Here is a 12790-nt window from a genome sequence, read left to right as displayed (position 1 = left end):
GGGATTCGCGCAGACAGGCGGAGTGAACTGGAAAGTGTAGCAAGATCCGGGGTTCCTTGGAAGTCCGTGCCGGACAGAGCCGACTGCGAACCCGGCATGGGGAGTGTGCCCATGCTCCGGCGCCGGAACCGGCCTGGTGCGGGACGGGGGTTGCCCCTCGCCCTGCCCCGCCCGCGCTACTCTGGCGCAGGGACTGGCTGGTTCTCACCCCCGCGCCGGATCGCCGCGGAGGCCGCCCATCTAAGTCAGCCGGCCACGAGGGGCCGGACTGGTGCGGGAAGCCCGCGATTATACCTCAGCCACGGGGGGCAAGACCGCCCCGCGAACCACCTTTCAGATTGGCCTTCTTCAGCAGGCTCTCGTACTGGTGGGACATCAGGTGCGCCTGGATCTGCGCGATGAAGTCCATCACCACCACCACCACGATCAACAGCGACGTGCCGCCGAAGTAGAACGAGGTGCCCAGCTGCGTGCGCATCACTTCCGGCAACAGGCAGACCGCCACCAGGTACAGCGAACCGATCGCCGTCAGGCGGGTCAGCACGCCGTCCACATAGTCGGCCGTGGCCTTGCCGGGACGGATGCCAGGGATCAGCGCGCCGGACTTCTTCAGGTTCTCCGCCGTTTCCTGGGAGTTGAATACCAGGGCGGTGTAGAAGAACGCGAAACCGATGATCATCGCGGCGAACACGATCATGTGCAGCGGCTCGCCCGGAGCCAGCGCATTGGAGATGCGCTGCAGCCACGTGCTGGCGCCACTGCCCTGGCCGGACCACATCGCCAGCGTGGCCGGGAAGGCCAGGATGCTGGAGGCGAAGATCGGCGGGATCACGCCGGCCATGTTGAGCTTCAGCGGCAGGAACGACGTCTGGTTCATATACGCGTTGCGGCCACCCTGGCGGCGTGCGTAGTTCACCGTGATACGACGCTGTCCGCGTTCGACGAACACGACCAGGAACGTGAAGCCAAGTACCACCAGCGCGATCACCAGCAGCGAGATGAAGCTCAGCGTGCCGTCGCGGAATGCGCCGACGGTCTGGATGACCGCACCCGGCAGGCCCGCCACGATACCGGCGAAGATGATCAGCGAGACGCCGTTGCCGATGCCGCGCTCCGTCACCTGCTCGCCCAGCCACATCAGGAAGATGGTGCCTGCGGTCAGCGCGACGACCGCGGTCAGCACGAAGCCCATGCCCGGCGCGTACACCACCGGCATGCCACCCGGGGCGACCTGGTTCTGCAGCGCGGTGGCGATGCTGCCGCCCTGCACGACCGCCAGCATCACGGCGCCGATGCGCGAGTACTGGGTGATCTTGCGACGACCGGATTCGCCTTCCTTCTGCAGCGCTTTCAGGCTGGGGAAGATGTGCACGCCCAACTGCATCACGATCGAAGCCGAGATGTAGGGCATGACGTTGAGCGCGAAGATGCTGAAACGGTGCAGGGCGCCGCCCGAGAACATGTTGAACATGTCCACGATGCCGCCGCCCTGCGCCTGCATCATCGCAAGCATGGCATCGGGATTGACGCCCGGCACCGGCACGAAACAGCCGATCCGGTAGACGATCAGCGCGCCCAGCACGAACAGCAGGCGCTGGCGGAGTTCGGTGAACTTGCCTGCGCCTGCCAGCGCACTGGCGGCATTACCCTGCGCCATGCGTCCGTTACTCCTGCACGCTGCCGCCGGCAGCCTCGATGGCAGCCTTGGCACCGGCCGTGGCGGCCACGCCCTTCAGCACGAACTTCTTGGTGAGTTCGCCCTTCTTGACGATCTTGGCGCGCTTGGCGGTGCTCGGCACCAGCTTGGCGGCACGCAGCGCGGCGAAGTCGATCTCGCCGGCTTCCAGCTTCTCCAGCTGGTACGACAGCACTTCGGCGCAATCCAGCTTCAGCTTGGAGCGGAAGCCGACCTTCGGCAGACGCTTGATCAGCGGCATCTGGCCGCCTTCGAACTTCGCCTTGATCTTGCCCTTGCCGGCGCGCGCGAACGAACCCTTGTGGCCACGACCGGCGGTCTTGCCCAGGCCGGAACCGATGCCGCGGCCGACGCGGGTGCGTTCGGTGCGGGCGCCCTCGGCGGGCTTCAGTGTGTTGAGACGCATGTTGATTACTCCTCGACCTTGACGAGGTAGTGGACCTTGGCGATCAGACCGCGCACCTGCGGGCTGTCCTTCAGTTCACGCACATCGTTGAGCTTGTTCAGGCCCAGCGCCTTCACCGACAGGCGGTGACGCGACTGGGAACCACGCAGGCCGCGCACCAGGCGCACCTTGACGGTCTTGTTGGACTCGTTAGCCATTGAGGAGTTCCTCCACCTTCTTGCCGCGCTTGGCTGCGATGCGGGTCGGCGACTGCATGTCGCTCAGGCCCTTCAGCGTGGCGCGGACCAGGTTGATCGGGTTGCGCGAACCGACGGCCTTGGCCAGCACGTTCTTCACGCCCACCGCTTCCAGCACGGCGCGCATGGCACCGCCGGCGATGACGCCCGTACCTTCCGAGGCGGGCTGCATGAACACGCGCGCCGCGCCGTGGCCGGCCTTGACCGGGTGCCACAGGGTGCCGTTGTTCAGGTCGACGTTCAGCATGCCCTTGCGGGCGTACTCCATCGACTTCTGGATGGCGACCGGCACTTCGCGCGCCTTGCCGTAACCGAAACCGATCTTGCCGTTGCCGTCGCCCACCACCGTCAGTGCGGTGAAGGTGAACTGGCGACCACCCTTGACGGTCTTGCTGACGCGGTTGACCGCGACCAGCTTCTCGATCATGCCGTCGTCGACTTTCTCTTCGCGGTTGCGGTCGCGATCGCGACCCCGCGGCTGACGTTCTTCTGCCATTGCTTGAATTCCTTGGTTGATGAGGTATGTACGGCTTGGCCGCTTATGGTTGTGGTGTGGAACGGTGAGGCTACGACCGCCGCAGAAGGGCGACCGCGCCCGGCGCAGCCCGCGCCGGCAGGACAAGGCATGGGGTCGCCCCCATGCCCTTCAAGCTTAGAACTGCAGGCCACCCTCGCGGGCGGCGTCGGCCAGCGCCTTGATGCGGCCGTGGTAGCGGTAGCCCGAGCGGTCGAAAGCGACCTTCTCGATGCCCGCGGCCTTGGCGCGCTCGGCGATGAGCGTGCCGACGCGTGCGGCGGCGTCGCTGTTCTTGCCGTTCTTCAGGCCATCCTTCACGTCGGCCTGCAGGGTGTTCGCCGAAGCGATGACCTTGGCGCCGTCCGCGGTGAACAGCTGGGCATAGATGTGCTGGCCGGTACGCAGCACCGACAGGCGCGGCACGCCGAGCTCTCGGATGTGCGCGCGGGTCGACTTGGCGCGGCGCAGGCGGGCGGTGTTCTTGATGCTCATGATCTGATTCCTCGAAGCCGAAGACCCGGTTAGGCCTTCTTCGCTTCCTTGCGGATGATGGTTTCGTCGGAGTACTTCACGCCCTTGCCCTTATAGGGCTCCGGCGGACGGAAACCGCGGATCTTGGCGGCGACTTCGCCAACGCGCTGCTTGTCGGCACCCTGGACCAGGATTTCGGTCTGGGTCGGGGTGGCGATGGTGATGCCTTCCGGCGTCTTGAACAGGATCGGATGCGAGAAACCCAGCGACAGGTTCAGGTCCTTGCCCTGCATCGCGGCGCGGTAACCCACGCCCACCAGCTCGAGCTTGCGCTCGAAGCCTTCCGACACGCCCTTGACCATGTTGGCCAGGATCGCGCGGATGGTGCCGGTGAGGGCGTCGTCGGCCGGCGTCGCCGGCGACAGGTTCGCAACGCCGTTGTCGACATTGACGTCGACGCCGGCCGGCTTGGCGATGGACAGGGTGCCCTTCGGGCCCTTGACGTTGAGGGTCTCGCCCTGGACGTTCAGTTCGACGCCCTTCGGGAGATTGATCGGCTTCTTGGCTACGCGGGACATGTGTGGGCTCCTTCGCTTAGGCCACGAAGCACAGGACTTCACCACCCACGCCGGCCGCACGGGCCTGCGCATCGGTCATGATGCCCTTCGAGGTGGAGATGATGGCGACGCCCAGGCCACCGAGGACCTTCGGCAGTTCGGCCTTGCCACGGTACTGGCGCAGGCCCGAACGGGACACGCGGCTCAGCTTCTCGATGACCGGCTTGCCTTCGAAATACTTCAGGACGATCTCGAGCTCGGCCTTGTTGTTCTCGGTCTTCGTCACGCGGACGTCGCCGACATAGCCTTCCGCCTTGAGGACGTTGGCGATCGAGGTCTTGATCTTGGAGGACGGCATCTTCACCGTCGGCTTGCCAACAGCGGCGGCATTGCGAATGCGCACCAGCATGTCGGCGATGGGATCAGTCATGCTCATTAGAGTCTGCCTTATGAGTAGCACCGATATCCGCTTTCGCGAAAATCTAGGTTGTGCCTGGACACCCCCAGGTGGGTGGCGGACGGACCGCCCTCCCCGACCCAGGTCGCGGGAGCCGAACATTGTACAACAACAAGTCCGGCGTGTGCCGGACTTGTCTCTTCAGCCTATGCGACCGCCCTTTCGGACGGCGCGGGAGGCTATTACCAGCTGGCCTTGCGCAGGCCCGGCACGTCGCCGTTCATCGTCGCCTTGCGCAGCATGTTGCGGCCAAGGCCGAACTTGCGGTACACGCCACGCGAACGACCAGACAGCTCGCAGCGGTTGCGCTGGCGGCTCGGCGAAGAGTCGCGCGGCAGCTTCTGCAGCTTGGTCACCGCGTCGATCTTGTCTTCGTACGACGCGTCTTGGCTGGAGATGATCTTCTTCAGCGCGTCACGCTTGGCGGCGTACTGCTTGGCCAGCTTTTCCCGCTTGATGTCGCGGTTGACCATCGAGGTCTTTGCCATGATGTCTTTTTCCTAGCGAATCAGTTGCGGAACGGGAACTTGAACGCTTCGAGCAGCGCCTTCGCTTCGGCGTCGTTCTTGGCGGTCGTCGTGATGGCGATATCCATGCCGCGGATCGCGTCGACGGCGTCGAAGTCGATTTCCGGGAAGATGATCTGTTCCTTCACGCCCATGTTGTAGTTGCCGCGACCGTCGAACGAACGGCCGGACACGCCACGGAAGTCGCGGACGCGCGGCAGCGAGATGCTGATCAGGCGATCCAGGAATTCGTACATCTTGGCGCGACGCAGGGTGACCTTGCAGCCGATCGGCCAGCCATCGCGGATCTTGAACGAAGCCACCGACACGCGGGACTTGGTCGTGATCGGCTTCTGGCCGGTGATCTTGGCCAGGTCGGCCACGGCGTTTTCCAGGATCTTCTTGTTGGTCGCCGCTTCACCCACACCCATGTTGATGGTGATCTTGGTGATCTTCGGTACTTCCATCGGATTGGTGTAGCCGAACTTCTTCATCAGAGCCGGCGCCACTTCTTCCTTGTAGATTTTTTCGAGACGGGTGGTCATGTCCTCATTCCTCAGGCGTCGAGCGCCTCACCGCTGGAGCGGAACACACGCAGTTTGCGTCCATCCTCCAGCACCTTGAAACCGATACGCTCGCCCTTGCCCGTCGCCGGGTTGAACAGCGCGACATTGGAGATGTGGATCGAGCGCTCGCTCTCAACCACGCCACCCGCGACACCGGCCTGCGGGTTCGGCTTGGTGTGGCGCTTGACGACATTCACGTTGGAGACGACCACACGGTCACCGTCCACGCGAACCACGTCGCCCTTCTTGCCCTTGTCCTTGCCGGTGATGACGACGACCTGGTCGCCCTTCTTGATACGGTTTGCCATTTCTATGTCCTCCGCTCAGAGCACTTCAGGCGCGAGCGAAACGATCTTCATGAACTTCTCGGAACGCAGCTCGCGGGTCACGGGCCCGAAGATGCGGGTGCCGATCGGCTCCTGCTTGTTGTTTAGCAGCACGGCGGCGTTGCCGTCGAAGCGGATCAGCGAACCGTCGGGGCGGCGAACGCCCTTGCGGGTGCGCACGACCACGGCATCGTAGACTTCGCCCTTCTTGACCTTGCCGCGCGGAATGGCGTCCTTCACGGTCACCTTGATGATGTCACCGATGCCGGCGTAACGGCGCTTGGAGCCGCCCAGCACCTTGATGCACATCAGTTCCTTGGCGCCGGAGTTGTCGGCCGCGTCAAGGTAGCTCTGCATCTGGATCATGATTCAGATCTCCTCTTATTCAGCCGCACGGGTGATGATTTCCACCACGCGCCAGTTCTTGGTCTTGGACAGCGGGGCGATCTCGGTCACGCGCACGACGTCGCCTTCCTTGCAGCTGTTGTCCGCGTCGTGCGCGTGCAGCTTCGTGGAACGCTTGATGTACTTGCCGTACAGGGCGTGCTTGACCTGACGCTCCACCAGGACGGTGACCGTCTTGTCCATCTTGTTGCTGACGACGCGGCCTTCGATGGTGCGTTGCGCTTTGTCTTTGTTATCGCTCATCTTGGTCGCTCCTTACTTCTGGCTGCCCAGCAGGGTCTTGACGCGAGCGATCTCGCGACGGACCCGGCGGGTTTCATGCGTCTTCGGCAGCTGGCCGGTCACCTTCTGCATGCGCAGGGAAAACTGTTCCTTGCGCAGCTCGGTCAGGTGGGCCTTCAGCTCGTCAGCCGATTTCTCGCGGAGTTGCTTGAGTTCCATTAGCGCACCGTCCGGGTCACGAAAGTGGTGGTGACCGACAGCTTGGCCGCGGCCAGGCGGAACGCCTCGCGCGCGATGTCCTCGCTGACGCCTTCGATTTCATAGATCATGCGGCCCGGCTGGATCTGGGCGACCCAGTATTCGACGTTGCCCTTACCCGAACCCATTCGGACTTCGATGGGCTTCTTGGTGATCGGCTTGTCGGGGAACACACGGATCCACATCTTGCCGCCGCGCTTCACGTAGCGGCTGATCGAACGGCGGGCCGCTTCGATCTGGCGCGCGGTCAGCTGACCGTGCGCCGTGGCCTTCAGGCCGTACTCGCCGAAACTGACGAGGTTGCCGCTCCAGCTCAGGCCTTCGTTCCGGCCCTTGTGCATCTTGCGGTATTTGGTTCGCTTGGGTTGCAACATGACTGATTACCTCGCGTCGCGGTCACGAGCCGGGCGCGACGGACGTTCGCTGCGCTCGGGGCGCGCGTCGTCCTGCTTCTCCTGACCCACCTGGCTGAAATCGAAGATTTCGCCCTTGTAGACCCACACCTTGATGCCGATGATGCCGTAGGTGGTCTTCGCCTCGGCAAAACCGTAATCGATGTCGGCACGCAGCGTGTGCAGCGGCACGCGGCCTTCGCGGTACCACTCCGAACGGGCGATTTCCGCACCGTTGAGGCGGCCAGCCACGTTGACCTTGATGCCCAGGGCACCGAGGCGCATCGCATTGCCCACGGCGCGCTTCATCGCGCGACGGAACATGATGCGGCGCTCCAGCTGCTGCGCGATCGACTCGGCCACCAGCTGGGCGTCCAGCTCGGGCTTGCGCACTTCGGTGACGTTGATGTGCGCCGGGACGCCCATCAAGTCGCTCACTTCCTTGCGCAGCTTCTCGATGTCCTCACCGCGCTTGCCGATCACCACGCCCGGACGGGCGGTGTGGATGGTCACGCGCGCCGTCTTGGCCGGACGCTCGATCAGGATCTTGGAGATACCGGCCTGGGCCAGCTTCTTGCGAAGCATCTCGCGCACCTTGAGGTCCGCGGCCAGGTAGTCGGCGTAGTCGCGCTTGTTGGCGAACCACTTGGAATTCCAGTCCTTGGCGATGCCCAGGCGGATGCCGGTCGGATGAACTTTGTGACCCATACTTATTTGCCCTCGCCCACGACCACGGTGATGTGGCTGGTGCGCTTAAGAATGCGGGTACCACGGCCCTTGGCACGGGCCATGAAACGCTTCAGCACCGGACCTTCGTCGACCATGATGGTCTTGACCTTCAGCTCGTCGACGTCGGCACCCTGGTTGTTCTCGGCGTTGGCGATGGCGGACTCCACGACCTTCTTGATCAGGTGGGCAGCCTTCTTGTCCGAGAACTTCAGCAGGTTGACGGCGCGTTCGGCCGGCAGGCCACGCACCTGGTCGGCGACCAGGCGGGCCTTCTGCGGGGAGATGCGCGCGGTGCGCAGGATGGCTTTCGCTTCCATGGTCATCTCTCCTTACTTCTTGCCGCCGGCTTTCTTGTCGCCACCGTGACCCTTGAAGGTCCGGGTGACGGCAAACTCGCCGAGCTTGTGGCCGACCATGTTCTCGTTGACCAGCACCGGAACGTGGTTCTTGCCGTTGTGCACGGCGATGGTGAAACCCACCATTTCCGGCAGGATCATGGAGCGGCGCGACCAGGTCTTGATCGGCTTCTTGCTGCCGCCCGCGGCCTCCACCTTCTTGACGAGGTGGTGATCGACGAACGGGCCCTTCTTGAGTGAACGTGCCATGGTCGATTAGCCCCTACGATCGCGGACGATGAATTGCTGCGTGCGCTTGTTCTTGCGCGTCTTGTAACCCTTGGTCGGGACACCCCACGGGGTGACCGGGTGCGGGTTGCCCTGGCCGGCCTTGGCCTCACCACCACCGTGCGGGTGGTCGACGGGGTTCATGGCCGCGCCGCGGACGGTCGGCTTGACGCCGCGCCAGCGCTTGGCACCGGCCTTGCCCAGCTTCTCGAGGCTGTGCTCGTCGTTGCCGACTTCGCCGACGGTGGCCCGGCACTCGACCTGCACCTTGCGCATCTCGCCGGAGCGGAGGCGCAGCGTGGCGAAACCCTGCTCGCGGGCGACCAGCTGCACGGCGGCGCCTGCGGCGCGGGCGATCTGCGCGCCCTTGCCCGGCTTCAGCTCGATGCCGTGGATCGTCGTACCGACCGGGATGTTGCGCAGCGGCAGCGTGTTGCCGGCCTTGATCGGGGCATCGCTACCCGCGATGACCTGGTCGCCGGCCTTCAGGCCCTTGGGGGCGATGATGTAACGACGCTCACCATCGACATAGCACAGCAGCGCGATGTGCGCGGTGCGGTTGGGATCGTATTCGATCCGCTCCACGCGCGCCGGAATGCCTTCCTTGTCGCGCTTGAAGTCGATGAGGCGGTAGTGCTGCTTGTGGCCACCGCCGATATGGCGGGTGGTGATGCGACCGTGATGGTTGCGACCGCCGGTCTTGCTCTGCTTCTCGAGCAGCGCAGCATGCGGAGCACCCTTGTGCAGGTCCGGCGTCACCACGCGGACCGCCGAACGGCGACCGGGGGAGGTGGGCTTGAATTTCATCAATGGCATGTGGGTCTACCTCAGGCCTTGGCCGACACGTCGATGGCCTGACCATCGGCCAGACGCACGTACGCCTTGCGCCAGTCGCCGCGACGGCCGGCGCGGTTGCGGAAGGACTTGTTCTTGCCCTTCACGTTCACCACGTTGACCGTCTCGACCTTGACGTCGAACAGCTGCTCAACCGCGGCCTTGACATCGGCCTTGGTGGCATCGTTCGAGACTTCGAAGACGTATTGGTTGGAGAGTTCCTGCAGGCGCACGGTCTTTTCGGAGACACGCGGAGCACGCAGCACGGCAAAAATCTTTTCGTTGCTGATCATGCCAGCCACTCCTCGATCTTCTTGACGGCGTCGGCCGTGATCAGCACGGAGTCGGCACCGACCAGCGCCGCCGGATCCAGGCCCTGCACGTCGCGCACTTCCACATAGGGGAGGTTGCGGGCGGACAGGTACAGGTGCTCGGAGGCATCCTCGGTGACGATCAGCGGACGCTGCCCCAGGTCCAGGCCCTTCAGCTTCTCGATCAGGGCGCTGGTCTTGGTGGCGTCCACGTCGAACGCTTCCACGACCTTCAGGCGGTTCTGGCGGTTCAGCTCCGACAGGATCGAGCTGATGGCCGCACGGTACATCTTGCGGTTGACCTTCTGCGCGAAGCTGCGCGGCTTGGCCGCGAAGGTCACGCCACCGCCGACGAAGATCGGCGCGGTCAGGGCACCGTGACGAGCACCGCCACCCTTCTGCTTCTTGGACTTCTTGGTGGTGCCGTTGACTTCGGCGCGCGTCTTCTGCGCCTTGGTGCCAGCACGACCGGCGTTGCGGTAGGCAACGACGACCTGGTGGACCAGATCTTCGCTGAATTCGCGGCCGAACACGTCGTCGGAGACCGACAGCTTGTTGGCGCTACCTGTAATGGCTAGTTCCATGGTCGTTCTCCTCAACCCTTGCTCGCCGGACGCACGATCACGTCGCCACCCGGCGCACCCGGCACGGCGCCGCGAACGGCGATCAGGCCGCGCTCGGCGTCCACGCGGACGACTTCCAGGTTCTGCGTGCTCTGCTGCACGGCACCCATGTGGCCCGACATCTTCTTGCCCGGGAACACGCGCCCCGGCGTCTGACGCTGGCCCAGCGAACCCGGCGCGCGATGCGACAGCGAGTTACCGTGGGTGGCATCGCCCATGCGGAAGTTCCAGCGCTTGATGGTGCCCTGGAATCCCTTGCCCTTGGTGACGCCCTGGACGTCGACGATCTGGCCGACTTCGAAGATGTCAGCCTTGATCTCGCCGCCGACGGTGAAGTCGCCCAGCTTGTCGGCTTCGACGCGCAGCTCCCACAGGCCACGACCAGCTTCGACCTTGGCCTTGGCCAGGTGGCCGGCGACCGGCTTGGTGACGAGCGAGGCGCGACGGGTACCCACGGCAACCTGCACGGCGCTGTAGCCGTCGGCTTCCGGGGTCTTGATCTGGGTGATGCGGTTAGGGGTTGCTTCGATCAGCGTCACCGGAATGGACTTGCCATCTTCGGTGAACACGCGGGTCATGCCAGCCTTGCGGCCGACGAGACCCAACGAATATTTCTTCGCGGTCATGGTCGTGGGCCTCAGGTCAGCTTGATCTGCACGTCGACGCCAGCCGCGAGCTCGAGCTTCATCAGCGCGTCCACGGTCTTGTCGTTGGGGTCGACGATGTCGAGCACGCGCTTGTGCGTGCGGGTCTCGTACTGGTCACGCGCGTCCTTGTCGACGTGCGGGGAAACCAGGATGGTGTAGCGCTCGATCTTGGTCGGCAGCGGGATCGGGCCGCGCACTTGCGCGCCGGTCCGCTTGGCCGTCTCGACGATCTCGCTGGCCGAGCGGTCGATCAGACGATGATCGTACGCCTTGAGCCGGATTCGGATCTTTTGGTCCGCCATGACGGAAATTTCCTTCGTTAAAGAGCGACGGGCGCGGCCTCTGGGATGCCTTGCCCCGGTTAGTCCAAGCTGATCCATTCCCCACCGCCCGCGAGGATTCCACGGGTGGGCAGCGCCTGAATCGGCTGGGGATTCTTCCTGAAAAACAAGGCAGGCCGGTAAACCGGCCCGCCCAGACATGAAAGTATAGGACGCGTGACATATCCCGTCAACCACCGGGACGCCCTGCCCGGCCCGAGGCCTGCAGGATGGCACGCGACACTCCGTGTCTGGCGAACACGAGGCGCTTCCTGCACCTCTTTTCGCGGTAGGCCGGCCTCCTCCCAGGGGGCGCCGGCGGGTATTGCGATCCTGAATAGCGGGTCGCCATTCGGGGGCCGGCATTGTAGCCGGCCCAAGCCAAGGCCGCAAGCGTTCTGGGCCCCGTATTGCCGCGACAAGGCCGGACGTACCGGCCTGACCGGTTGCGCGTCTCGCCCGGAGACGAGACGCGCCGACCTACTTACTTGATGATCTTGGCCACGACGCCGGCGCCGACGGTACGGCCGCCTTCGCGGATCGCGAAACGCAGGCCTTCGTCCATCGCCACCGGGTTGATCAGGGTGACCACCATCTTCACGTTGTCGCCCGGCATCACCATCTCGACGCCTTCCGGCAGCTGCACCGCACCGGTGATGTCGGTCGTGCGGAAGTAGAACTGCGGACGGTAGCCCTTGAAGAACGGCGTGTGGCGGCCGCCCTCGTCCTTGCTCAGCACGTAGACTTCGGACTCGAACTCGGTGTGCGGGGTGATCGAACCGGGCTTGGCCAGCACCTGGCCACGCTCCACGTCGTCACGCTTGGTGCCGCGCAGCAGCAGACCGGCGTTGTCGCCCGCCTGGCCCTGGTCCAGCAGCTTGCGGAACATTTCCACGCCCGTGACCGTGGTCTTCTGGGTCGGACGGATACCGACGATTTCGATTTCGTCGCCCACCTTGATGATGCCGCGCTCGATACGGCCGGTCACCACGGTGCCGCGGCCCGAGATCGAGAACACGTCTTCCACCGGCATCAGGAACGGCTTGTCGATGTCGCGTTCCGGGGTCGGGATCCAGGTGTCCAGCGCGTCCACCAGCTTCAGGATCGCCGGCACGCCGATCTCGCTCTGGTCGCCTTCCAGCGCCAGACGGGCCGAGCCCGAGATGATCGGGGTGTCGTCGCCCGGGAACTCGTACTTGCTCAGCAGTTCACGGACTTCCATCTCCACCAGCTCCAGCAGCTCGGCGTCGTCCACCATGTCGGCCTTGTTCAGGAACACGACGATGTACGGCACGCCCACCTGGCGCGACAGCAGGATGTGCTCGCGCGTCTGCGGCATCGGGCCGTCAGCGGCCGAGCACACCAGAATCGCGCCGTCCATCTGGGCAGCACCGGTGATCATGTTCTTCACGTAGTCGGCGTGGCCCGGGCAATCCACGTGCGCGTAGTGGCGCGCAGCAGATTCATATTCCACGTGCGCCGTCGAAATCGTGATGCCGCGCGCCTTCTCTTCCGGCGCCGCGTCGATCGCGTCGTACGCCTTGAACTCGCCACCGAAACGCTCCGCGCCAATCTTCGTCAGCGCCGCCGTCAGCGTCGTCTTGCCGTGGTCAACGTGGCCAATCGTGCCCACGTTCACGTGCGGCTTGGTGCGTTCGAATTTACCCTTTGCCATTGTCTTCTACCTT

General features: G+C 64.4%; 23 protein-coding genes. All 23 read right to left on the bottom strand.

Translation table 11 applies throughout. The features are described 5' to 3' along the window. Positions 1-295: 295 nt before the first annotated feature. Positions 296-1657: a preprotein translocase subunit SecY gene (secY, locus tag BLT45_RS05955; RefSeq protein WP_093296368.1), complete on the bottom strand. Its 1362-nt coding sequence runs from the start codon at positions 1655-1657 to the stop codon at positions 296-298. 7 nt (positions 1658-1664) lie between these two features. After that, the gene (gene rplO / locus BLT45_RS05950) at positions 1665-2108 is read right to left on the bottom strand and encodes a 50S ribosomal protein L15 (protein WP_175455805.1); all 444 of its coding nucleotides are present in this window, start codon (positions 2106-2108) and stop codon (positions 1665-1667) included. Beyond that, positions 2108-2299 (bottom strand): 50S ribosomal protein L30, encoded by a 192-nt coding sequence (gene rpmD, locus BLT45_RS05945; RefSeq protein WP_055941302.1) that lies wholly within the window; start codon positions 2297-2299, stop codon positions 2108-2110. Before rpmD ends, rplO begins: the two co-directional genes overlap by 1 nt. Further along, positions 2292-2834, bottom strand: a complete 543-nt coding sequence (rpsE, locus tag BLT45_RS05940) for a 30S ribosomal protein S5 (protein ID WP_055941300.1) — start codon at positions 2832-2834, stop codon at positions 2292-2294. Before rpsE ends, rpmD begins: the two co-directional genes overlap by 8 nt. Before the next feature lie 156 nt (positions 2835-2990). Further along, positions 2991-3347, bottom strand: coding sequence for a 50S ribosomal protein L18 (rplR, locus tag BLT45_RS05935; RefSeq protein WP_093296362.1), 357 nt, complete (start codon positions 3345-3347; stop codon positions 2991-2993). Positions 3348-3376: 29 nt separating this feature from the next. Continuing rightward, complete coding sequence (gene rplF / locus BLT45_RS05930) at positions 3377-3904, bottom strand: 50S ribosomal protein L6 (protein WP_093296359.1); 528 nt, start codon at positions 3902-3904, stop codon at positions 3377-3379. Positions 3905-3920: 16 nt separating this feature from the next. Further along, positions 3921-4319 carry a 30S ribosomal protein S8 gene (rpsH, locus tag BLT45_RS05925; protein WP_093296356.1) on the bottom strand — a complete coding sequence of 133 codons (399 nt, stop codon included), beginning with the start codon at positions 4317-4319 and terminating at the stop codon, positions 3921-3923. 203 nt (positions 4320-4522) lie between these two features. Then, positions 4523-4828 carry a 30S ribosomal protein S14 gene (rpsN, locus tag BLT45_RS05920; RefSeq protein ID WP_056878825.1) on the bottom strand — a complete coding sequence of 102 codons (306 nt, stop codon included), beginning with the start codon at positions 4826-4828 and terminating at the stop codon, positions 4523-4525. Positions 4829-4848: 20 nt separating this feature from the next. Further along, on the bottom strand, positions 4849-5391 hold the full coding sequence (gene rplE, locus BLT45_RS05915) for a 50S ribosomal protein L5 (RefSeq protein WP_055941290.1): 543 nt from the start codon (positions 5389-5391) through the stop codon (positions 4849-4851). An 11-nt stretch (positions 5392-5402) separates the two neighbouring features. Further along, positions 5403-5720, bottom strand: a complete 318-nt coding sequence (gene rplX / locus BLT45_RS05910) for a 50S ribosomal protein L24 (protein ID WP_056878824.1) — start codon at positions 5718-5720, stop codon at positions 5403-5405. A gap of 15 nt (positions 5721-5735) precedes the next feature. Continuing rightward, positions 5736-6104 (bottom strand): 50S ribosomal protein L14, encoded by a 369-nt coding sequence (gene rplN / locus BLT45_RS05905; protein ID WP_013535986.1) that lies wholly within the window; start codon positions 6102-6104, stop codon positions 5736-5738. Between the two features lie 15 nt (positions 6105-6119). Then, complete coding sequence (gene rpsQ / locus BLT45_RS05900; protein ID WP_093296353.1) at positions 6120-6386, bottom strand: 30S ribosomal protein S17; 267 nt, start codon at positions 6384-6386, stop codon at positions 6120-6122. Positions 6387-6398: 12 nt separating this feature from the next. Continuing rightward, positions 6399-6584, bottom strand: a complete 186-nt coding sequence (gene rpmC / locus BLT45_RS05895; RefSeq protein ID WP_055941284.1) for a 50S ribosomal protein L29 — start codon at positions 6582-6584, stop codon at positions 6399-6401. Further along, on the bottom strand, positions 6584-6997 hold the full coding sequence (gene rplP, locus BLT45_RS05890; protein ID WP_055941282.1) for a 50S ribosomal protein L16: 414 nt from the start codon (positions 6995-6997) through the stop codon (positions 6584-6586). The genes rpmC and rplP overlap by 1 nt, the downstream gene beginning before the upstream one ends. A 6-nt stretch (positions 6998-7003) precedes the next feature. Then, positions 7004-7723 carry a 30S ribosomal protein S3 gene (gene rpsC, locus BLT45_RS05885; RefSeq protein ID WP_056878821.1) on the bottom strand — a complete coding sequence of 240 codons (720 nt, stop codon included), beginning with the start codon at positions 7721-7723 and terminating at the stop codon, positions 7004-7006. Between the two features lie 2 nt (positions 7724-7725). Then, the gene (gene rplV / locus BLT45_RS05880) at positions 7726-8061 is read right to left on the bottom strand and encodes a 50S ribosomal protein L22 (protein WP_056878871.1); all 336 of its coding nucleotides are present in this window, start codon (positions 8059-8061) and stop codon (positions 7726-7728) included. A gap of 12 nt (positions 8062-8073) precedes the next feature. Then, positions 8074-8349 (bottom strand): 30S ribosomal protein S19, encoded by a 276-nt coding sequence (gene rpsS / locus BLT45_RS05875; RefSeq protein ID WP_093296350.1) that lies wholly within the window; start codon positions 8347-8349, stop codon positions 8074-8076. 6 nt (positions 8350-8355) lie between these two features. Next, complete coding sequence (gene rplB, locus BLT45_RS05870) at positions 8356-9183, bottom strand: 50S ribosomal protein L2 (protein WP_093296347.1); 828 nt, start codon at positions 9181-9183, stop codon at positions 8356-8358. An 11-nt stretch (positions 9184-9194) separates the two neighbouring features. After that, positions 9195-9494 carry a 50S ribosomal protein L23 gene (gene rplW / locus BLT45_RS05865; protein WP_055941273.1) on the bottom strand — a complete coding sequence of 100 codons (300 nt, stop codon included), beginning with the start codon at positions 9492-9494 and terminating at the stop codon, positions 9195-9197. Next, the gene (rplD, locus tag BLT45_RS05860; protein WP_093296344.1) at positions 9491-10096 is read right to left on the bottom strand and encodes a 50S ribosomal protein L4; all 606 of its coding nucleotides are present in this window, start codon (positions 10094-10096) and stop codon (positions 9491-9493) included. Before rplD ends, rplW begins: the two co-directional genes overlap by 4 nt. A gap of 11 nt (positions 10097-10107) precedes the next feature. After that, positions 10108-10761, bottom strand: a complete 654-nt coding sequence (rplC, locus tag BLT45_RS05855; RefSeq protein ID WP_093296342.1) for a 50S ribosomal protein L3 — start codon at positions 10759-10761, stop codon at positions 10108-10110. A gap of 11 nt (positions 10762-10772) precedes the next feature. Continuing rightward, positions 10773-11084, bottom strand: a complete 312-nt coding sequence (rpsJ, locus tag BLT45_RS05850) for a 30S ribosomal protein S10 (RefSeq protein WP_027070119.1) — start codon at positions 11082-11084, stop codon at positions 10773-10775. Positions 11085-11586: 502 nt separating this feature from the next. After that, positions 11587-12777 (bottom strand): elongation factor Tu, encoded by a 1191-nt coding sequence (gene tuf / locus BLT45_RS05845; RefSeq protein ID WP_093296316.1) that lies wholly within the window; start codon positions 12775-12777, stop codon positions 11587-11589. Positions 12778-12790: the final 13 nt, after the last annotated feature.

This window comes from Pseudoxanthomonas sp. CF385, from assembly GCF_900104255.1.
Classification (GTDB): Bacteria; Pseudomonadota; Gammaproteobacteria; order Xanthomonadales; family Xanthomonadaceae; genus Pseudoxanthomonas_A.
Note: the sequence above shows the minus strand (reverse complement) of the source record. Positions and strands in the feature narration are given on the sequence as shown.